The organism is Brevibacterium epidermidis NBRC 14811 (assembly GCF_001570805.1).
Lineage (GTDB): Bacteria > Actinomycetota > Actinomycetes > Actinomycetales > Brevibacteriaceae > Brevibacterium > Brevibacterium epidermidis.
Genome location: NZ_BCSJ01000013.1, coordinates 234,665 through 254,881 on the forward strand (window position 1 = coordinate 234,665; position 20,217 = coordinate 254,881).

The window sequence follows — 20,217 nt, forward strand, 5'->3', positions numbered from 1 at the left end:
GGTGGCGGAGGCTTCAGAAGAACGGATTCGTTGCGAGTTCCGTGCTCACGCGGGAGGCCGGGCCGTGTCCAGGATAGATCGGCACGTCCGGGAGCGTGGCGAATGCCCGCAGTGACTCCTGCATCGCCTGCGGGTCTCCCCCGGGCAGGTCGACGCGGCCGATGGCTCCGGCGAAGACGACGTCGCCGGTGAAGATGACCTCTTCTTCGCCGTCGACGACGCGCAGCAGGATGGAGCCTTCGGTGTGGCCGGGTGCGGCGACCGCGGTGATGGTCAGCCCGGCGATTTCGAAGCTCTGCCCGTCGGTGACGTCATCGGCTTCGGGAGCGTTCCAGTCCTGAACGAGCGGAGCGAGCATCGCCGCGAACTGCGGGTTGAGCGTCGTCGCCGGCGAGTCCAGACGGTAGCGGTCGGGAGCGCCGAGGTACACGGGCACATTCCAACGTGCGAGCACATTGGTCAGGCCCAGAATATGGTCGGGGTGACCGTGGGTGAGGAAGATCGCCCGCGGCTCCAGTCCCTCCTCGCTCAGCAGCTTCTCAAGCCCCGGGGCACAGTCGTATCCGGAGTCGATGAGAATGCAGTCGCTGCGTCCTGCAGCGCGTACCGCGTAGCAGTTGACGTCGAGGAATTCGGCGTTGGTCGAGAACACATCCATGTGCAAAGTCTATCTACACGCGCGCCGATGGTTATGCTGGGATAACGTCTATCCCACAATCGAGTGATCGGCGGGTGGAATGCCCCGCCGGTTCGACCGATGGAAACAAGGTGAGAACCATGTCGACCCCGACACCGAAGCCGACCCCCCGTCCGTCGTCGCTGCCGCGTCCGCAGGCCGCACAGGTGGTCAATGCCAGCCATATCGACCACGAGGCCGAGGTGGCTCGCGCGGTGACGCATGGTCGTGCCGATGCGGACGGCAATGTGTTCGTCACCACCGCCGACGGTGAGCGAGCCGTCGGTCAGTACCCGGACGCCACTCCCGAGGAAGCTCTCGAGTACTTCGCGAAGAAGTACGTCGAACTCGCCGAGAGCGCGGTCCTGCTGCGCAACCGGCTGTCCGCCGGCGCTCCCGGCCGTGAGGTCGTCTCAGCGGCGAAGTCGCTGCAGGAGACGCTGCCGGAAGCCAACGTCGTCGGCGATCTCAAGGGTCTGAGCGCCACGCTCGACACCCTCATCTCCGATGCCGAGGCCACTGAGTCCCGACAGGCTGCTCGCGCTCAAGCCGCGAAGCTGGCCGCTGCGGAGGACCGTGAAACTCTCGTCGTGGAAGCCGAGACCCTGGCAAAGCAGGACCCGTCGAAGATCCAGTGGAAGCAGTCGGGTGCGCGCCTGCGTGAGCTCTTCGCCCAGTGGAAGGACATGCAGCGCAGCGGTCCGCGTCTGCCTCGTGCCGTCGACCAGGAGCTGTGGGGCCGGTTCTCACAGGCTCGGAACACCTTCGAGCACAAGCGAAAGGAGTTCTTCGCAGAGCTCGACAAGGTCAATGCCGAAGGCAAGCGGATCAAGGAGAAGATCGTCGCCGAGGCGGAGTCGCTGTCGGCCTCGACCGATTTCCGCACCGTGTCCCAGAAGTACAAGGACCTGATGAGCCAGTGGAAGCGAGCCCCGCGTGCGTCCCGCAAGGACGATGACGCACTGTGGGCACGGTTCCGTGCGGCACAGGACGTGTTCTTCTCCGCCCGTGACGCGGAGAACGCCGCCTTGGACGAGGAGTTCAAGGGCAACCTCGTCGTCAAGGAAGAGCTGCTGAAGAAGGCTCAGGCGCTGCTGCCGATCACCGATCCGGTGGCGGCAAAGCGCGAGCTGCGCACCATCCAGGACCAGTGGGAGGAAGCCGGAAAGGTTCCTCGTGCCGATGTGTCCCGGATGGAGAACGGACTGCGCGATGTCGAACGTGCACTTGCCGATGCCGAGGAAGCCGCGTGGCAGCGCAGCAACCCGGAGACGAAAGCCCGCACCTCGGGTGCTCTCAGCCAGCTCGACGAATCGATCGTCGAACTCGAGAAGAAGCTCGAGACCGCGAAGTCCGGCGGCGATGAGAAAGCCGTCGCCGAGGCGCAGGAGGCTCTTGACGCCCGCCGCGCCTGGAGGGATCAGCTCGCACAGACCGCCGCAGAGCTCGACTGAGGCCGCGGTCCTCATCCACAGCTTCTGACGTTCGAGTCAGCGCCTGTCCACAGGCGCTCACCGGAGTCTTGTCAACGCCTCCGTACCCGACGATAGTTCGAGTATGGAGGCGTTGTTTCACCTGCGGGACTTCGGGTACGAGCAGCTCACCGAGCTCACCCTCGACGGCCTGCTCATCCGACTGACCGAATCGACCTGGGTGCGCAAAGGCGCGATCCTCTCCCCTGCGGAACGCATGGCCGCCCTGCATTCGCTCATCCCGCCCGGCCTCGCACTCTCGCACGACAGCGCCTGGTGGGTGCATCGCGGTCTCGGCCGGGCTCCGGCTCCGCTGAACTTCATCACTCTGCCCCGACGACGATGGATCGCCGATGACGGTTTCGACGTCCATGAGACGACTCTGGCCGACGACGATTGGTGCCTCATCGACGGGCTGCCCATCACCACGGAGGAGCGCACGCTCTACGATCTGCTCTTCCCGCACTTCCGTTTCCGGAACGCAGAGTCGCCGCGCGCGCTGCGGGGAATCATCGCGGAGATCCCCACCGGTCTGCGCCATCGCCTCCGGGACTACCTCACCGAGGTGGCCCGACGGCCGTTCGTCGCCCAGATGCGTGCGGTGTTGGACAGGGAGGATCAGCCGCCGGAGATGCGGTAGACGTCGAAGACCCCTTCGACCTTGCGCACGGCGGAGAGCACCGTGTCCAGATGGCTGGCGTCGCTCATCTCGAAGACGAACTTCGATTGCGCCACACGAGCCCGCGAGGTGCCGACCGACGCGGACAGGATGTTCACATGGGTCTCGGTGAGCACCTTCGTGATGTCGGAGAGCAGACCGGCCCGGTCGAGAGCCTCGACCTGGATCTGGACGAGGTAGATGCCGCTCGTCTTCTCGCCCCAGGACACCTCGACCATGCGTTCGGGTTCGCGTTTGAGGGAGGTCACGTTCGGGCAGTCAACTCGATGCACGGAGACACCTGAGCCGCGGGTGACGAAGCCGAGGATCTCGTCGCCCGGCACCGGCGTGCAGCAGCGGGCGAGCTTGACGAGCACATCGTCGACGCCTTTGACGATGACGCCTTCGGACGAGGAATGGTGTCCCGAGGACTGGCCGGTGCGGTTGCGCGGCTCCGGCGGCAGCACGACCGAATCGTCGTCCTCCCCGACTTCCTTGGCCAGCAGGTCGACGACGTGCTGGGCCGAGGACACTCCGTTGCCGATCGCGGCATAGAGGGCGCTGACATCGGGCAGCCGCATCTCCGTGGCGACGACTTGGAGAGCCTCCTGGCTCATCAGTGAGGCCGCGGAGATCGAGTGGCGGCGCATTGCTCGGGCGAGCTGTTCGCGGCCGTTCTCGATCGCCTCTTCGCGGCGCTCCTTCGAGAACCACTGGCGGATCTTGCTGCGCGCACGCGGGCTCTTGACGAAGCCGAGCCAGTCGCGGCTTGGTCCGGCGTTCTCGTCCTTCGAAGTGAAGACCTCGACGGAATCGCCGTTCTTCAGCTCCGTGTCCAAGGCGACCAGACGACCGTTGACCCGGGCGCCCATGGTCTTGTGTCCGACCTCGGTATGCACGGCATAGGCGAAGTCGATGGGGGTGGCACCGGAGGGCAGGCTCATCACCTCGCCCTTGGGAGTGAAGACGTACACCTCCTTCGAATTCACCTCATAGCGGAGGCTGTCGAGGAATTCGTCGGGATCGGAGACCTCACGCTGCCAGTCGAGCAGCTGACGCAGCCAGGCGGCGTCGTCGACTTCTCCGGCATCGGAGACCTTGACCGACCGTGCGGTGTTCGAGGTCACGGCCTTCGAGGACTTGCCCAGGTCCTTGTACTTCCAGTGGGCGGCGACGCCGAATTCTGCGCGCCGATCCATCTCGTGGGTCCGGATCTGGATCTCGACGGGTTTGCCGGCCGGCCCGATCACCGTGGTGTGCAGGCTCTGGTACATGTTGTACTTCGGCATCGCGATATAGTCCTTGAACCGTCCGGGAACCGGGTTCCAGCGGGCGTGGACGATGCCGAGGGTGGCATAGCATTCGCGCACGGATTCGACGAGGACGCGGACTCCGACGAGATCGTAGATGTCAGCGAACTCGTGTCCGCGCACGACCATCTTCTGATAAATCGAGTAGTAGTGCTTGGGGCGACCGGTGATGGAGGCTTCGATCCCGGATTCCTTGAGCTCGCCCTGGAGCTCTTCGGAGACGGTGGCCAGGTACTTCTCGCGTTCGGGAGCCCGATCCGCGACGAGTCGGACGACTTCGTCATAGACCTTGGGATGGAGGACCTGGAAGGACAGGTCTTCGAGTTCCCATTTGATCGTGTTCATGCCCAGCCGGTGTGCCAGCGGGGCGAAGATGTCGAGGGTCTCGCGGGCCTTCTTCGTACTCGACGAGGCCGGGACGAATCGCCAGGTGCGCGCGTTGTGGAGACGGTCGGCGAGCTTGATGACGAGGACGCGGATGTCCTTGGCCATCGCCACGATCATCTTGCGCACGGTCTCGGACTGCGCGGCCTGCCCGTAGGTGAGCTTGTCGAGCTTCGTGACCCCGTCGACCATCGCGGCGACTTCGGATCCGAATTCCTCGGTGAGCTCCTCGAGTGAGTACGAGGTGTCTTCGACGGTGTCGTGCAGCAGTGCGGCGGCGAGCGTGACCGGCAGCATGCCGATCTCGGCGAGGATCGTCGCGACTGCGATCGGATGGGTGATATAGGCGTCACCGGATTTCCGGGTCTGCCCTCGGTGGGCCTCCTCGGCAACCTTGTAGGCCCGGACGACGAGGTCTATGTCCGCCTTCGGATGGTTCGACTGCAGGGCCCGGATCATCGGGCCGAGCACTCGCGGGTAGCCAGGGTTGTTCTGCGCCCTGGCCGCCCACCAGGCTAAGCGGGAGATGCCTCGCGGACGGCGCGATTCAGCGGACGAAGCCACAACATCTCCTCTCTCGGGAATCAGACTTCGGCGTGTGTCACCGGTGGGACGTCTGCTCCCCCGTTCTTCAAGCGTAGTTCACGCACGGCCTCCTCCTGTGCCTTGACCGCCGGTTCATTCGCCCGGAGGAGAGCATAGAGGGGGCTCGCGACGAACAGCGTCGAAGCGGCTGCCACTATAGTACCGATGAACAGAGACAGCGAGATATCGACGAGCGTTCCCGCGCCGAGCAGGAACACACCGATGAAGAGGATCGAGGCGATCGGGAGCACGGACACCACCGAGGTGTTGATCGAACGCACGGTCGTCTGATTCACACCCAGGTTGACGAGTTCGGAGAACTTGAGGTTCCGCTTCTCCTCGAACCTGGTCGTGTTCTCTCGGATCTTGTCGAAGACCACCACCGTGTCATAGAGCGAGAAGCTGAGCACGGTGAGGAAGCCGATGATGGCCTCCGGAGTGACTTCGAAACCGGTGGCCGAGTAGATGCCCATGGTCACGATCATCACGACGAAGAGTCCGACGATCGCTGCCAACGACATCTTCCAGGTTCGGAAGTACAGCGCCATGACGACGAGGGCGATGGCCACGAAGATGACGAGCGCACGGATCATCTTCGACGTCACGTCCTGACCCCATTCGGGTCCGACGAACGTCGAGGTGACGTCTTCGACCTTCACGTCGTAGCCGGAGACGAGAGCGTCGCGGACGTCCTGCATCTGCGGGTCGGTGAGCTGGTTCGTCTCGATCTGGACGGCCGTGTCGCTGGTCGGCGTCAGGCGCGGCTCAGAACCGGAGACCACCTCGTTGACGATGCCCTCGCCCTTCGCCGCCGAGGTGTCGGTGACGTGGTCGACCTGGAACTGCGAACCGCCCTTGAAGGCGATGCCGAAGTTGAAGCCGAAGATGAGCGGGACGAGCAGGGACAGGAGGACGAGGACTCCGGAGATGGCCAGCCACAGCTTCGCCTTGCCGACGAAGGGGATCGATGATTCGCCGCTGTGCAGGCGGTTGCCCCAGGCAAAGAACCGTTTCACTTGTCAGCCTCCTTGCCATCGTCAGTCGCCGAGTCGTCGGCGGCATCATCGTCCTCGGCTCGCCGAGCGGCGGCCTTCCGCTCTGCGATGGTCATTCCGCCCGCCGCAGTCGCGGTCTTCGCCGCTTTCGCGCTCTTCGACTTCGCGGCCTTGGTCTTCTTCGTCGTCGAGGTCTCGTCCGATTCGGATCCGGTCGTTGCCGCGTTGGGCGTCTCGGAGCCGTCCTCGGGTGTCATTCCGGCCTTGCGCATCCGCGCCTTCTCACGGCGCTTCGCCTCGGGTGACTTGTCCTCGTCATCGATGGACAGGTTGAGGGCTCCGCGATAGGCGGCGGGCTTGACCCCGAGCAAGCGCGGATCCATGCCCGACATCGGGTGGCCTTCGCCGAAGAACTTCGTCCGGGACAGGAGCTGCAGCATCGGGTGGGTGAACAGGAAGACGATGAGCACGTCGATGATCACGGTCAGACCCAGGGTGAAGGCGAAACCTCGCACCGAGCCGACGGCCAGGATGTAGAGGATGACGGCGGCGAGCATGTTCACGGCCTTCGAGGCGTAGATCGTGCGCTTGGCTCGATCCCAGCCGACCTCGACGGCGGAGAGCAGATTGCGCCCGCTGCGCAGTTCGTCCCTCACACGTTCGAAGTAGACGATGAACGAGTCCGCCGCCATGCCGATGCCGATGATGATACCGGCGACACCTGCCAGGGACAGTCGGTAGCCGTATCTCCACGATGCCAGCAACAGCAGCAGATACGTGAGCACACCGGCGACGACGAGGCTCGAGACGGTGACGAGGCCGAGGACTCGATACTGGAGCAGCGAGTAGACGACGACGAGGAGGAGCCCGACGAGTCCGGTGAGCAGACCGATCTTGAGGTAGTTCGATCCCAGGGTCGGCGAGATCTGGTCCTCGCTCTGGACCTGGAAGCTCAGAGGCAGCGAACCGTTCTTGAGCTGATTGGCCAGAGTCTGCGCCTCGTCGAGGGAGAAGTCGCCGGTGATCTGGGCGTTGCCGTCGGTGATGACAGCGTTCGATGACGGAGCCGAGAGCACGAGGCCGTCGAGCTCGATCGCGAACTGGTTGTACGGCTGCTGCTTGCCGGTGATGTCCGAGGTGATCTGCTTGAAGATCTCACGTCCGGTCGCATCGAAGGAGAGGTTGACGGCAGGGTTGTTCGTCTGCACGCCGTTGGCTCCCGCGGCATAGCCCGCGTTGGCATCGGCGAGGTGATCACCGGAGAGTTCGACGGGCCCGAGGATGTACTTCGCCTGGCCGTCTTCGGAGCACGAGACGACCGGTTCGTCCGAGGGCTTCTGCTGGCCGCCCGTCCGGTTCTTCTTGTTCGTGCAGTCGAGCTCCGAGTATTCCTTGATGATCTTGTCGGTCTGCCACTCGGCGGCATCCTTCTCGGGATCGAAGAGGGGCCGCGGTGTCGAGTCGGTGACCTTCGAACCCTCGCTCGAGCCGCTGCCCTTCCCGGACTTCTCCGCGTCCTTGCTCTCCGATTCCGAGGACTTCGTCTTCGCAGACGACTCATCGGTCTTCTTCTCAGCCGTTCCGCCGGCCTTGACGACATCGCCGCCGCCGGAGGGAGCCTGCGACTCGCCCTGGGCGTCGCCCTGCGAGTCGGCGCCGGTGAGGTCCTCGAGGCGTTTGCGCTCTTCGTCGCTCAGCCCGTCGTCGCCGCCCGACTCCTCGCCGCCGCTCTTCTCCTGCTCCTTCTGGATCTGCTCCTGTGAACGCGGGTCACCGACCAGCGCCACGCGACGGAACACGAGCTGAGCCGACGAACGCACGAGGTTCCGCGTCTCCTCGTCGGGGTTGCCCGGGAGGTTCACGACGATGTTGCGGTCACCCTGCGTCGTGATCTCGGCTTCGGAGACACCGGTCGAGTCGACGCGCTGGCGGATGATCGCCACGGCCTGATCGAGCTGCTCCTTGCTGATGTCCGTGCCCTCGGACACCTGCGGTTCCAGAATGATCGACGTTCCGCCCTCAAGGTCGAGAGCGAGTTTCGGAGTCGTCGTGGCGTTGGACCAGATGACTCCTCCGGCGATGATTGCGGCGAGGACCACAGTGATGATGGTCAGCCACAGGAAGCGCAAACCAGGGCGTGGTTTTTCTTCGATATCGGACACGTTTCAGCTTTCAGTCGGGAGCAGAGTGCGAGAACGGATCAGTTCTTCTTGTCAGTATCCGAGTCCGTGGAGTCCTCGTCCGCAGTGGCGGAGTCGGCATCGGTCTCAGCGGCATCCTCGGCGTCGACGTCCTCGGTCTTCGCAGCCGACTCGTCAGCGACGACGTCCCCGGCTGCGTCCTCGTCCGCGGTGTCCTTCTCGGCGCGCTTGCGCTCGTTCATGGCGTCAAGCTCGGCATCGGTGATGGCCGGCTTCTCGTCGTCGGCGGCGGCATCGACGTCGGCCTCAGCGGCAGGAGCGGCGGCGCCAGGGGCGTCGACGGGCGCTGCGGCCTGGTTGTTCTCGATCTGGCCGATGGCCTGACGGTGGACGCGCAGGACCGTTCCGGGGCCCGACTCGATGGTCACCTGGTTGTTCTCTTCGTCGATGGAGAGAACGGTTCCGAAGACACCGAAGGTAGTCATCACCTTTGCACCGGGCACGAGACCCGACTTGATCTCCTCCGCACGCGCCTTCTGCTTACGCCGAGAATTGAACAGGAAAAAGATCAGCAGCGCGGCAAGCGCAAGAGGGATCAGCAAATCCACAGGTATCAGCCTTTCATATGAATGAATCAGTGAACCAGCTTAGTTCGTCCTCACCTCCCATAGCGAACTCAAATGCGGGGTTCAGAACTCATAATTTGCTGGGATCTGCATTTTCAGGTGATTCCAGGCCGCCGTCGTGGCCACACGTCCACGTGGGGTGCGGCTGATCAGTCCCTCTCGCACGAGGTAGGGTTCGGACACGGTTTCGACCGTATCGGCTTCTTCGCCGACGGAGACGGCGAGGGTTCCCAGACCGACCGGTCCCCCGCCGAAGCGCTTGCACAGCACCTGCAGAACAGACCTGTCGAGACGATCGAGTCCGAGTTCGTCGACTTCGTAGACGCGCAGGGCATTGGTGGCGGCCTCCTCGTCGATGATTCCGCTCCCCCGCACCTGTGCCCAGTCGCGGACGCGGCGCAGCAGGCGGTTCGCGATTCGCGGGGTCCCCCGGGACCGCGTGGAGATTTCTTCGAGTCCGGCGAGTTCGGAGTCGATGCCGAGCATCCGGGCCGAGCGCTGCAGCACCGTGAGCAGGTCGGCACTCGAGTAGAAGTCAAGCAGAGCGGTGAAGCCGAAGCGGTCGCGCAGCGGTGCCGGCAGCAGACCGGACCGGGTGGTCGCTCCGACGAGGGTGAACTGCGGCAGATCGAGCGGAATGGCCGTGGCGCCGGGCCCCTTGCCGACGATCACGTCGACTCGGAAGTCCTCCATCGCCACGTACAGCATCTCTTCAGCGGCCCGGGCCATCCGGTGGATCTCGTCAATGAAGAGGACTTCGCCTTCTTCCAACGAGGACAGGATCGCGGCGAGGTCACCGGCATGCTGAACGGCCGGACCGGAGGTCACCCGCAGGCTCGAGTTCATCTCATGGGCGACGATCATCGCCAGAGTTGTCTTGCCGAGCCCGGGAGGGCCGGAGAGCAGCACATGGTCGGGAGCCTTCTGTCTGGCCTTCGCGGCATCGAGCACGAGCGAAAGCTGTTCGCGCACTTTCGGCTGACCGATGAAGTCGGCAAGCCCTTTCGGGCGCAGGGCCGCCTCGTCGTCGCGTTCGGCCGTTTCGGCCCGGCCGGAGACGAGCCGTTCGCGTTCGGCACCGGTCATCGTCTGATCGCCGAACTCCAGCTCATAGGAGTCGACCCCGTCTCTGCCCGTTCCAGGTTCGAACGATTCGGTCATTTCTTCGCACCCAGGACCTTCAGCGCGGCCTTGAGGACCACGGAGGTGCCGGCACCAGCACCGGTCTCCTTGACGACCTCGGCGACGACGTCCTCAGCCTGCGCTTCCTTCCATCCGAGTCCCACGAGTGCGTCGACGACCTGTTGGTTGCCGCCGCCGAAGGACAGGGTCGGTCCGGGAGCGGCAGCGGTGAGCTTCGGCAGCTTGTTCTCGAGTTCGAGGATGATGCGCGAGGCGCCCTTCTTCCCGATTCCGGGGACACGGGTGAGCGCATTGGCGTCCTGATTCGTGATCGCTGCGGCGAGCTCGTCGGGTCCCATCACCGACAGGACCGCCATCGCCAGGCGCGGACCGATCCCGGAGATCGACAGCAGCACCTCGAAGGTGTGGTTCTCGTCCTCGGTGCCGAAGCCGTAGAGAGTCATCGAGTCTTCGCGCACCACGAGGCTGGTGACCAGTTCGATCTCGGCTCCGTGCCGAGTTCCGGCCAAGGTGTCGGGGGTGACATGGACCTTCCGGCCGACACCGTAGGTGAGGACGACGAGGTGGTCAGCTGCGATCCGATGCACCGTACCGCTGAGGAAACTGATCACGAGCAGCCTTTCTTAAGGGGAACACGTGTACGAATCCAGGTTAGCAGGCGCCCACTCCCCCATGCTCATTTGGCGCGCCGCATGGCCTCGGCCCACTGCTGTTGGGCCTTCGTCAGTCCGCTGCCCTGCCGGCCGCCGGCCTTGCGTTCGGTGAGGTCTTTGTTCTTCCCCGGCGTCGATTGGGCCGACAGCGCACCACGCCAGGAATGGCAGATCGCGATCGCCAGGGCGTCGGCGGCATCAGCGGGCTTCGGCGGTGCGTCGAGACCGAGGATCCGCGTCACCATCGAGGTGACCTGCTTCTTGTCCGCACGGCCCGAACCGGTGATCGCGGCCTTGACCTCGGACGGAGTGTGCATGGCCACGGGCAGTCCGCGGCGGGCCGCCAGCCCCATGGTCAGCCCCGAGGCCTGGGCGGTGCCCATGATCGTGGACACGTCATTGCGGGCGAAGACGCGTTCGATGGCCACGACATCGGGTCGGTACGTGTCCAACCATGTGTCGAACGCCTCGGCGATGGCACCGAGGCGCAGGTCGACGGAGTCGGCGGAGGGAGTCCGCAGGACGTCGACGGCGACCATCTTCGCCTTCCGGGCGGGCAGGGTGTCGATGACACCGAGCCCGCACCGGGTCAGTCCGGGATCAACGCCGAGGATGCGCATCAGGCATCGAGTTCGGCGAGGACCTCATCGCTGACATCGGCGTTCGAGTACACGTTCTGCACGTCGTCGCAGTCTTCGAGCGCGTCGATGAGGGTGAAGACCTTCTGCGCGGTCTCCGCGTCGAGGCTGACCTCGAGCTCGGGCACGAAGGAGGCCTCGGCCGAATCGTAGTCGATGCCGGCGTCGACGAGTGCGGTACGCACATCCACGAGGTCGGTGGCCTCGCAGATGATCTCGAACTTCTCGCCCTCATCCTTGACCTCTTCGGCACCGGCGTCCATGGTCGCCAGCAGGATGGCCTCTTCGTCGGTCTCCGCAGCGTTGACGATGATGACGCCCTTGCGATTGAAGTTGTACGTCACCGATCCGGGGTCGGCCATCGATCCGCCGTTGCGGGTCACGGCCACGCGCACCTCGGAGGCTGCACGATTGCGGTTGTCAGTGAGGCACTCGATGAGCAGTGCCACTCCGCCGTCGGCGTAGCCTTCGTACATGATCGTCTCGTAGTTGACTCCGGCGCCGTCGAGGCCGCCGCCGCGCTTGACCGCACGGGTGATGTTGTCGGCGGGAACCGAGTTCTTCTTTGCCTTCTGGATCGCATCGAAGAGCGTCGGATTGCCATCGGGGTCAGGTCCACCGTTGCGAGCAGCAACCTCGATGTTCTTGATCAGCTTGGCGAAGAGCTTGCCGCGCTTGGCATCGATGGCCGCCTTCTTGTGTTTAGTCGTTGCCCATTTGGAATGACCTGCCACTGGTGTTCCTTCCTGTAGTTACAGCCCCTCAAGTCTATACGCTGACCGTCCGGACTCGTGCAGACGTCCGTTCGCGATTCCGTGCATACTCCCGCTGAACCGCAATCGCGAGTTCAGTCGATGACCAGCGGCACGTCGGGAACGGACCCGGCGGTGGCCAGGTCGATGAGGCCGAGCAGATTCTTCGGATAGATCGTCTCCGTCGTGGCCAGGAGCTCCTCCCGGGTCCACCAGCGGAATTCGAGCAGGCTGCGCTTCTCGATGTCCGTCCAGACCGCGTCTTCGAGTTCGATGTCCTCGCTGGTGCGGAACGCGAAGTAGGTTTCGACCTGACGCAGCGACTTCTCCGTGAATTCGAAGACCTCGTCACGAGTGGCCAAGGGGCCGATGAGCTCATGCGGTTCGCATTCGATCCCGGTCTCCTCTGCCAGTTCCCGCGCTGCCGTCTGCGCGGCCGACTCACCGAGTTCGGAACCGCCACCGCAGGTCATCCACCATTGGTGGCTGGGGGTCAGCAGATCTTGGGCTCGGATCAGGAGAACCTCGTCGCGCTCATTGAGTAAAACGACCCGTGAGGCTTTACGAGGTTTCATGTTTCTCCAGTGGTCGGCGGCGAAGGGAGGCAAGTGTTTGCAGAATAATGACGCTGGGGGATTTCGGCAAGAGCGCGACAGCGGTCCAGAGAACGATATCGGGTCTGCGCATTACCGACCAACTCGACGCTCATGACGCGGAGTCGGAGGCAGAGGCGGCCTCGGGATCGGCCGCGTCCGGAAGGTGTCGCTCGCCTTCCGACTGTGTCCGATTCCCGCCGCTCAGGCGGCGGTCCCACCAGTCGAGGATGGCTTCGAAGCGCTGCCTGCGGTGGCGGGGCTGCCCGGCCCGGGAGAGTTCGTGGTTCTCGCCGGGGAAGATGAGCATCTCGGTGTCGACTCCGGCTCTCTGCAGGGCCGCGTAGTACTGCTGGGCCTGTTCCAGCGGGCAGCGAAGGTCGAGTTCCGAGTGCATCACGAGGGTCGGTGTGCCGACCTGTGGGGCATGGGCCAGGGGTGACTGGCGCACGATCGCCTCACGGCTGCGGCTCGTGTACTCCTCGGTGAAGAAGCGGCCGATATCGGAGGTTCCGACGAAGCTGTCGGGATCGAGGTAGCCGCGTTCGACGATGGCTGCGCGGAAGCGATGGTCCGCGGCGATCGTCATGGCTGTGAGATATCCCCCGTACGATCCGCCCTGGATGCCCAGACGGCTGCGGTCCAGCGAGGGGTCGGTGTCGAGGGCATGGTCGAGGACGGCGAGCACATCGGCCATCGCCGGTGCCGCCATATCGCCCTGGACGGCGGTCCCCCAGCTGCGGGTGCGTCCGCCGGAGCCGCGCGGGTTCGAGAACACGACGGCGTAGCCTGCGGAGGTGAGCACCTGGGTCTCGTCGAACCACGAATGCGTGTACTGGGCGAAGGGTCCACCGTGGATGTTGAGGATGACGGGGAACGGCCCGTCCCCCTGCGGTTTGGCCAGCCAGCCGGTGATCGTCCCGGAAACGCCTGGCACACGCAGCACCTCGGGCACGACGGAGTTCGCCGGTGCCGGATGCTCCTTGACGATGACAGAGGCACCCATCGCCGAGGCGGTCCCGGACTCCGCGCGACCGCGAAGGGCGATGCGGCCGAGGACGGCCGGAGACTGCGGAGTCGATCCGGTGAAGACGAGGGTGTCGTCGTCGATGTCGAAGCCGTTGACGACGGTGGTGTCGTCGGTGAGGAATTCGAGTTCGTCGAAGCTGATCTCAGCGGCGTCGAGGGCGACGCGGACGATCCGGGTGGCTCCGTCGGCGTCGACGGCAGCCACGACCGCTCCCCCATGGATCCGTGGTGGGACCCCCGCCAGGGCCACGGTCTCGGGATCGGTCAGCCGCCTCGTAGAGCCGGTGGTGACGTCGTGGATGAAGAGTCCGGGCATCTGCCCGACGAAGTCGAGTTCGTCTCGGGTCAGGGCATTGCCGACCAGCAGAACGGTGTCCTCGTCGAGCCACCAATGCAGGCCGACGTCCATGGAGGGCAGGTCGAGCGGTGTCGGGTCATCGCCCCCGAGCAGCCAGACCGTCGAGCGCAGATCGGGTTGTCCCCGGTCGGGGTGAAGGGCGGAGATCACGGACACGCGCGTGCCGTTCGGTGAGAACTGCGGGTCGTGGACGTCGGTGTCCGGCGTGGTCAGCAGGGTCGACAGCGGCACTTCGGAGGCCCCGCGCAGGCCCACGGTGCCGAGACCGGGTTCGGCGAGGTCGACGAGGAAGGCCCGTGCCGGTCGGTCATTCGTATAACCGAGGCCGTTGGCCAGGTAGGACGCTGTGGTGATCCGGCGTGGGGCCTCTTCAGCCGCCGGGATGGAGTCGTCGAGTCCGTAGCGTCCGGGTTCGGCGACGCGGGCGACGTAGAGGGCCCTGGAGCGGGAGTCGTCGAGGGCGAATTCGGCCACGCCGAGGTGGTTGTCCGTGATCTGATGTGCCGTCTCCAGACTGTCACCGACGAAGAGCTGCGGTGCGGCCTTCTTCTCTCCGCTGAGGTATCCCGACCAGTTCGGGCCGCACTGCGGGGTCGAGTCCGACCACGAATGGGTCAGCCGTCTGGAGCTGTCCTCGGTCAGCGAGAACAGCTGTGAGAGGTAGCAGTTGGATTCGAGGTCGGGTCGTCGGATCGTGATGACGGTGTCATGTCCGCGCAGCACGGGTGAGGAGTACTCGGCAAGGGTGCCGAGGTCTTCAGGATTCATCTGTTCCATTCCTTTGACAGGCGTGCCTGCACATCGGCGTGCACTTGCGGCAGGGCCTTGGTCTGGGCGATCACTGGCAGGAAGTTCGCGTCTCCGCCCCAGCGCGGGACAACGTGCTGGTGCAGGTGAGCGGCGATTCCTGCGCCGGCCACCGGTCCCTGGTTCATGCCCAGGTTGAATCCGTGGGGTCCGGACACTGCCCGGATGACGCGCATCGCCTTCTGCGTGAACTCGGCGAGTTCGACGGTCTCGTCCCCCGTCAGATCCGTGTAGTCGGCGACGTGGCGATAGGGGCAGATGAGCAGGTGGCCCGGGTTGTACGGGTAGAGGTTGAGCACCGCGTACACGGTCTCGCCGCGAGCGACGATGAGTCCGTCCTCATCCGTCTTCGACGGTGCCGTGCAGAACGGGCACTCCTCGGCTCGATCGTCCTTCGGTTTGTCCTGACCGTCGATGTAGACCATCCGGTGCGGGGTCCACAGACGTTGGAATCCGTCGGGTTCCCCGGGGAACCCAGCGGCAGCCTCGGGGTGGGGAATCCCCTCGCCGAGGCGGCCGTCCGGGTTCTCCTGAGCGGATCGGTCGTCGTCGCCTCCGCTCATACCTGAGCCTTGGTTTCGATCGAGTCGAGGATCCGTCGCACCGCCTCGGCGACGGGAACGCCGTTCTCCTGTTCGCCGCTGCGGAAGCGGAAGGACACGGCTCCGGCGTCGCGGTCCTCGCCTCCGGCGATGAGGGTGAAGGGCACCTTCGACTTCGACGCATTGCGGATCTTCTTCGGGAACCGATCGTCGCTGTCGTCGATCTCGACGCGGACTCCGGCCTTGCGCAGCTGGTCGGCCACCTCGGCGAGGTAGTCGTTGAACTCGTCGGCCACGGGGATGCAGGTCACCTGCACGGGTGCCAGCCACACGGGGAACGCGCCGGCGTAATGCTCGGTGAGCACGCCGAGGAAGCGTTCGATGGAGCCGAACTTCGCGGAGTGGATCATCACCGGCTGTTTGCGGGAGCCGTCGGCGGCGACGTATTCGAGTCCGAAGCGCTCGGGCTGGTTGAAGTCGAGCTGGACTGTCGACATCTGCCAGGTGCGGCCGATGGCGTCGCGGGCCTGGACGGAGATCTTCGGACCGTAGAAGGCCGCACCGCCCGGGTCGGGGACGAGTTCGAGTCCGGTCTCCTGGGCGACTTCCTCGAGCACGCTGGTCGCTTCGGCCCACTGCTCGTCGGAGCCGATGAATTTGTCGGCCTTCTTCCCGTCCTCGTCACGGGTGGAGAGTTCGAGGTAGAAGTCGTCGAGGCCGAAGTCGCGCAGCAGGCTGAGCACGAAGTTCAGCAGGTGCCGGATCTCTGCCGCGGCGTCTTCCTGGGCGACATAGGAGTGCGAGTCGTCCTGGGTCAGTGCGCGGACGCGGGTGAGGCCGTGGATGACTCCCGAGGCTTCGTCACGGTAGACGGTACCGAACTCGAACAGGCGCAGCGGCAGATCGCGGTAGGAACGGCCACGGGAGCGGTAGATGAGGTTGTGCATCGGGCAATTCATGGCCTTGAGCCGGTAGGGAGTGCCCTCCTTGACTACCTCGCCGGACTCGTTGCGGACCTCGTCCACGGCGATCGAGGGGAACATGTTCTCGCCGTAGTAGGGCAGGTGTCCCGAGGTGTAGTACAGGGTCTCTTTCGAGATGTGCGGGGTACCGACGTACTCGAAGCCCTCGTCGATGTGACGGGCGCGGACGTAGTCCTCCATCTCCCGTTTGATGACGCCGCCCTTGGGGTGGAATACGGGCAGACCGGAGCCGAGCTCCTCGGGGAAGGAGAACAGGTCCATTTCGGCGCCGAGCTTGCGGTGATCGCGACGTTCGGCCTCGGCGATGCGGTCCTGGTAGGCCTTGAGGTCGTCCTTCGAGGCCCAGGCGGTTCCGTAGACGCGCTGCAGACTCGCATTCGCCTGGTCGCCGCGCCAGTAGGCGGCCGAGGATCGGGTGATGGCGAAGCCGTTGCCGATGAGTTTGGTGTTGGGCAGGTGGGGGCCGCGGCACAGGTCCTGCCACACGACTTCGCCCTTGCGGTCGACGTTCTCGTAGACGGTGAGTTCGCCGCCGCCGACCTCGACGGAGGTCTCTTCGTCGCCGCCCTTGCCCTTGTCGTCGATGAGTTCGAGCTTATAGGGCTCGTTCGCCATCCGGGCGCGGGCTTCGTCCTCGGTGACGACGACGCGGTTGAAGGTCTGACCGGACTTGACGATCTGGGCGGCCTTCTTCTGAATCGCCTTGAGGTCCTCAGGGGTGAAGGGTTCGGCGACGTCGAAGTCGAAGTAGTAACCGTCGGTGATGTAGGGCCCGATGCCGAGTTTGGTTCCGGGGAAGAGCTCCTGGACGGCCTGTGCGGTGACGTGGCCGGTGGAGTGGCGCAGAATATCGAGGCCGGCATCGGAGTCGATGGTGATCGGTGCGATCCGGTCCCCTGCCTGCAGTACGCGACTGAGGTCAGCGGGTTCGCCGTTCAGCCACATGGCAACGACCGTGCGGTCGGTGGAGAAGATCTCCGTTCCGGTCAGCCCCTCTGTGAAAGGGATGCTTTCGCCCGCGCAGTCAATGCTGTCTGCCACTGATCTTCTCCATTCGTTGCGTCTTCTGCTGAGCAGTCCGTCCAGTGGTCTGCCCACCAGACGATTCTAGTACCAATTCGCTTGTGACAGATAAGTTGGGTGGCAGTCCGAAGACTGCCACCCAACTGTGGTTGTCGAGCCTTTTGCTCGCGGTGTCAGGCTCCTTAGAGCACTGTGACCACGGGCTTCAGGTCATCACTGCTTGTAGAACTCGAAGTCCTGGCCCTTGCCGAGGTCGTCGGGGAGTTCGAGCTTGAGGTGCATCCCATCGATTTCGGCGTTGGGAACTGCGTAGGCGAGCTTGTAGGTCGTCTCGCCACCGGCAGGAACCGGATCGGTGAAGCTCAGCGAACCCTTATAGCCGTTTCCGGAGTCGAAGACATCGTCGTACTCTGTGCTGCCGCCATTGTTGGCAGTCAGATCCGTGAGAGTCATCGTCACTTCGGAGCTCGAGTTGTTCTTGACGGTCATCGTCACGATGGCGATCTCACCATTCGTCGACGCGGCGCCGGACGCTGTTGATGATGCAGTGCCCGGGCGGACGTTGATCGCCGCGGTGACGTCGGTGCCGATCTCGACCTCGCCGGCCTGAGCAGGTGCGGCGTCTCCGCCGTCAGAGCCGCCGGAGTCCTGGCTGGGATCCTGGCCCGCACCCTGGCTGGGGTCTGCAGGAGCGGAGGAGCTGGCGGCTTCGTCGATTGCTTTGCCGAGCATCCCGATCCCGAGGATGGTGAAGATCACGACGGCGATCGAGATGAGGACCGACAAGAAACCGAGGATAATGCCGGTGATGTTGAGGCCCTTGTTGCTGGCGAGCCCCTTCTTGACGGCGGAAAGTCCGATGAAGCCGAAGATCACCGCAGCGATGCCGAAGAGTGCGCCGCCGCCGAACACGAAGGCACCGAGAACACCGACGATGCCGCCGATAAGGGCGAGGATGCCCCAGATGTTCTTCGAGGTGTTGCCGCCGCTGCCCGAGGGGTACTGGCCGTAGGAGGCGTTCGGGTTGGCCGGGATGAACTGGTCGGAGGATCCGTCCGCACCTGCGTAGGCCGGCTGCTGACCATACTGGTTGGCGTCGTATCCCTGCGCGTTGGCGTCGTAGGGGTTCTGCCCGTACTGGTTGTCCCCGTACTGATTCTGGTCAGGCTGACCCTGACCGTACTGGTTCTGATTGTTCGGGTCCTGACCGTACTGATTCTGGCCATACTGGTTCTGGTCGTTCGAAGCACTGTAGTTCGGCTGCGAACCGTACTGGGGAGCCTGCTGCCCGTACTGCTGCGAACCGTCGTTGCCGCCCTGGCCGTAGTTCGGCTGCGAACCGTAGGGCTGGTTGCCCGAGGAGCCGTACTGCTGACCGGACTGCTCCGAACCGTACTGGCCAGGCTGCTGACCGGCGTTCTGATCGTTGCCGTAGTTGGGGGCGTTCGGCGGCTGGTTGTTCGAGTTCTGCCCGTTGGGGTTGTTGGGCGAACCGTCACCCGATCCGTACGGGTTCTGAGGAGTAGACATAGGTGCTCCGAAGTCATCGTCGTTCTGTACAACACCTAGCGTACTAGCAAACCTGTGTGATACCGCATGTTGACCGCGTTTCAGACCTGCAACATGGTGAACGAAATGTACTCAATCCACTTCAGCACCAAGCGGCTCGGGTTCAGCCCAGTTTGAGGCGAGCAGCCCTGTTTCAAACAGGGGCTATTCACCCAAAAGTGGGCCGCCGTGAAAGACCGGGCACTGAGCGTGTCCGCTCGAATGTGAATGCACGAAGCCCCGAGTGGATCACTCGGGGCTTCTTCTGTGCGCGATACTGGGATCGAACCAGTGACCTCTTCCGTGTCAGGGAAGCGCGCTACCGCTGCGCCAATCGCGCTCTATTCATTTGTTGCACCGGAACCCAAGGGTCCCTGTGCGCGATACTGGGATCGAACCAGTGACCTCTTCCGTGTGAAGGAAGCGCGCTACCGCTGCGCCAATCGCGCTGGTCAACCGACATTTCTGCCGGTCATCCGAGGTGGCGACGGGATTCGAACCCGTGTATACGGCTTTGCAGGCCGCTGCCTCGCCTCTCGGCCACGCCACCGCCAAGGCAGTGCCATGACGCCTCCGAGCGGATGACGGGACTCGAACCCGCGACCCTCACCTTGGCAAGGTGATGCTCTACCAACTGAGCCACATCCGCATTTCTCGCTGCCCGGTTTCCCTGGCAACGAGATATAACTCTATACGCAGGTGGCGGCATACGCAAAATCAGAATCGGGTGATCGTGGTCACACGTACCGATCAAGCTTTCAGGGTCACCATCTTATAGTGGTTGGGTGAACGCAGAGAGCCCGCAGACCCGCCCCAAAGGCTGGTTGTCACGCCACCACCGACAAGGTCCCCGACCGTGGCGGAAGCTGCGTCTGGGCTTCCTCCGGTGGCGACGCACAGTGCTGGCCAATGCGCACACGGCAGCCATCTATCGCAGCATCGTCGGCGGCCTCGGCACGATCATCGTGCTCGTCGGCCTCGCCCTCGTTCCGCTGCCCGGACCCGGATGGCTCATCGTCATCATCGGCCTGTTCATCATCTCCAGCGAGTTCCGCTGGGCCCAGCGCCTTCTGCACTTCGTGCGGGTGAATGTCGAACGCTGGACGCATTGGATCATGGCGCAGCGCCTATGGGTCCGGTGGACCGTCGGAGCGGCTACTGCGGCCTTCGTCGGCATCGTCGTCTGGTGCACCCTCAGGCTCACCGGTCTGCCGGACTGGGTTCCGGATCTGCGCGTCCTCGACCTGATCGGTCTGCGCTGAGACGACCGACGCCCGTTGCACTTCGATCGGAAGTGCAAC

At 64.3% G+C, this 20,217-nt stretch carries 17 protein-coding genes and 4 tRNA genes; 3 read left to right on the top strand and 18 right to left on the bottom strand.

From position 1 onward, the window contains the following. Positions 1-13: 13 nt before the first annotated feature. Positions 14-658: an MBL fold metallo-hydrolase gene (locus BEP01S_RS10190; RefSeq protein ID WP_062242783.1), complete on the bottom strand. Its 645-nt coding sequence runs from the start codon at positions 656-658 to the stop codon at positions 14-16. 119 nt (positions 659-777) lie between these two features. On the opposite strand from BEP01S_RS10190, the gene BEP01S_RS10195 reads away from it, so the two are divergent. Both BEP01S_RS10195 and BEP01S_RS10200 read left to right on the top strand, forming a co-directional pair. Next, the gene (locus tag BEP01S_RS10195) at positions 778-2,130 is read left to right on the top strand and encodes a DUF349 domain-containing protein (RefSeq protein WP_062243032.1); all 1,353 of its coding nucleotides are present in this window, start codon (positions 778-780) and stop codon (positions 2,128-2,130) included. 103 nt (positions 2,131-2,233) lie between these two features. Next, positions 2,234-2,788: a hypothetical protein gene (locus tag BEP01S_RS10200; protein ID WP_062242786.1), complete on the top strand. Its 555-nt coding sequence runs from the start codon at positions 2,234-2,236 to the stop codon at positions 2,786-2,788. Here the strand turns inward: BEP01S_RS10200 and BEP01S_RS10205 are convergent. The 17 genes from BEP01S_RS10205 to BEP01S_RS10285 form a co-directional block, all read right to left on the bottom strand. Then, on the bottom strand, positions 2,767-5,064 hold the full coding sequence (locus BEP01S_RS10205) for a RelA/SpoT family protein (protein ID WP_062242789.1): 2,298 nt from the start codon (positions 5,062-5,064) through the stop codon (positions 2,767-2,769). The two genes, BEP01S_RS10200 and BEP01S_RS10205, sit on opposite strands and share 22 nt — an antisense overlap. Before the next feature lie 20 nt (positions 5,065-5,084). Beyond that, positions 5,085-6,101, bottom strand: coding sequence for a protein translocase subunit SecF (gene secF / locus BEP01S_RS10210; RefSeq protein WP_062242792.1), 1,017 nt, complete (start codon positions 6,099-6,101; stop codon positions 5,085-5,087). Further along, positions 6,098-8,242, bottom strand: coding sequence for a protein translocase subunit SecD (secD, locus tag BEP01S_RS10215; RefSeq protein WP_244882182.1), 2,145 nt, complete (start codon positions 8,240-8,242; stop codon positions 6,098-6,100). The genes secF and secD overlap by 4 nt, the downstream gene beginning before the upstream one ends. A 38-nt stretch (positions 8,243-8,280) precedes the next feature. After that, positions 8,281-8,829, bottom strand: a complete 549-nt coding sequence (gene yajC / locus BEP01S_RS10220) for a preprotein translocase subunit YajC (RefSeq protein ID WP_244882183.1) — start codon at positions 8,827-8,829, stop codon at positions 8,281-8,283. A gap of 81 nt (positions 8,830-8,910) precedes the next feature. Then, positions 8,911-10,008 carry a Holliday junction branch migration DNA helicase RuvB gene (gene ruvB, locus BEP01S_RS10225; protein ID WP_083532650.1) on the bottom strand — a complete coding sequence of 366 codons (1,098 nt, stop codon included), beginning with the start codon at positions 10,006-10,008 and terminating at the stop codon, positions 8,911-8,913. Beyond that, complete coding sequence (gene ruvA / locus BEP01S_RS10230; protein ID WP_062242797.1) at positions 10,005-10,601, bottom strand: Holliday junction branch migration protein RuvA; 597 nt, start codon at positions 10,599-10,601, stop codon at positions 10,005-10,007. The genes ruvB and ruvA overlap by 4 nt, the downstream gene beginning before the upstream one ends. Positions 10,602-10,666: 65 nt before the next feature. After that, positions 10,667-11,263, bottom strand: coding sequence for a crossover junction endodeoxyribonuclease RuvC (gene ruvC / locus BEP01S_RS10235; protein WP_062242799.1), 597 nt, complete (start codon positions 11,261-11,263; stop codon positions 10,667-10,669). Next, positions 11,263-12,015 (bottom strand): YebC/PmpR family DNA-binding transcriptional regulator, encoded by a 753-nt coding sequence (locus BEP01S_RS10240; protein WP_062242801.1) that lies wholly within the window; start codon positions 12,013-12,015, stop codon positions 11,263-11,265. The genes ruvC and BEP01S_RS10240 overlap by 1 nt, the downstream gene beginning before the upstream one ends. 113 nt (positions 12,016-12,128) lie before the next feature. Next, complete coding sequence (locus tag BEP01S_RS10245; protein ID WP_062242804.1) at positions 12,129-12,608, bottom strand: NUDIX hydrolase; 480 nt, start codon at positions 12,606-12,608, stop codon at positions 12,129-12,131. Positions 12,609-12,738: 130 nt separating this feature from the next. Continuing rightward, positions 12,739-14,781, bottom strand: a complete 2,043-nt coding sequence (locus BEP01S_RS10250) for an alpha/beta hydrolase family protein (RefSeq protein ID WP_083532651.1) — start codon at positions 14,779-14,781, stop codon at positions 12,739-12,741. Beyond that, a complete protein-coding gene (locus BEP01S_RS10255) occupies positions 14,778-15,383 on the bottom strand; it encodes an HIT family protein (RefSeq protein WP_062242807.1) in 606 nt (201 codons plus the stop codon). The genes BEP01S_RS10250 and BEP01S_RS10255 overlap by 4 nt, the downstream gene beginning before the upstream one ends. Next, a complete protein-coding gene (gene thrS, locus BEP01S_RS10260; protein ID WP_062242810.1) occupies positions 15,380-17,386 on the bottom strand; it encodes a threonine--tRNA ligase in 2,007 nt (668 codons plus the stop codon). The genes BEP01S_RS10255 and thrS overlap by 4 nt, the downstream gene beginning before the upstream one ends. 195 nt (positions 17,387-17,581) lie before the next feature. Then, positions 17,582-18,898 (bottom strand): DUF4352 domain-containing protein, encoded by a 1,317-nt coding sequence (locus BEP01S_RS10265; RefSeq protein WP_062242813.1) that lies wholly within the window; start codon positions 18,896-18,898, stop codon positions 17,582-17,584. A 286-nt stretch (positions 18,899-19,184) separates the two neighbouring features. After that, a tRNA-Val gene (locus BEP01S_RS10270) sits at positions 19,185-19,256 on the bottom strand. A 37-nt stretch (positions 19,257-19,293) separates the two neighbouring features. Next, positions 19,294-19,365 (bottom strand) — tRNA-Val (locus tag BEP01S_RS10275). Between the two features lie 30 nt (positions 19,366-19,395). Then, positions 19,396-19,466 (bottom strand) — tRNA-Cys (locus tag BEP01S_RS10280). Positions 19,467-19,492: 26 nt separating this feature from the next. Next, a tRNA-Gly gene (locus tag BEP01S_RS10285) sits at positions 19,493-19,565 on the bottom strand. A gap of 136 nt (positions 19,566-19,701) precedes the next feature. Here BEP01S_RS10285 and BEP01S_RS10290 point away from each other — a divergent pair. Then, positions 19,702-20,178 carry a TIGR02611 family protein gene (locus BEP01S_RS10290; RefSeq protein ID WP_244882184.1) on the top strand — a complete coding sequence of 159 codons (477 nt, stop codon included), beginning with the start codon at positions 19,702-19,704 and terminating at the stop codon, positions 20,176-20,178. Positions 20,179-20,217: the final 39 nt, after the last annotated feature.

Excerpts from the sequence above, each read along its gene's own strand:
- BEP01S_RS10190 (WP_062242783.1), bottom strand. The coding sequence starts at position 658 with ATGGATGTGTTCTCGACCAACGCCGAATTCCTCGACGTCAACTGCTAC.
- BEP01S_RS10195 (WP_062243032.1), top strand. The coding sequence starts at position 778 with ATGTCGACCCCGACACCGAAGCCGACCCCCCGTCCGTCGTCGCTGCCG.
- BEP01S_RS10200 (WP_062242786.1), top strand. The coding sequence starts at position 2,234 with ATGGAGGCGTTGTTTCACCTGCGGGACTTCGGGTACGAGCAGCTCACC.
- ruvB (WP_083532650.1), bottom strand. The coding sequence starts at position 10,008 with ATGACCGAATCGTTCGAACCTGGAACGGGCAGAGACGGGGTCGACTCC.
- ruvC (WP_062242799.1), bottom strand. The coding sequence starts at position 11,263 with ATGCGCATCCTCGGCGTTGATCCCGGACTGACCCGGTGCGGGCTCGGT.
- BEP01S_RS10245 (WP_062242804.1), bottom strand. The coding sequence starts at position 12,608 with ATGAAACCTCGTAAAGCCTCACGGGTCGTTTTACTCAATGAGCGCGAC.
- BEP01S_RS10250 (WP_083532651.1), bottom strand. The coding sequence starts at position 14,781 with ATGAATCCTGAAGACCTCGGCACCCTTGCCGAGTACTCCTCACCCGTG.
- BEP01S_RS10255 (WP_062242807.1), bottom strand. The coding sequence starts at position 15,383 with ATGAGCGGAGGCGACGACGACCGATCCGCTCAGGAGAACCCGGACGGC.
- BEP01S_RS10265 (WP_062242813.1), bottom strand. The coding sequence starts at position 18,898 with ATGTCTACTCCTCAGAACCCGTACGGATCGGGTGACGGTTCGCCCAAC.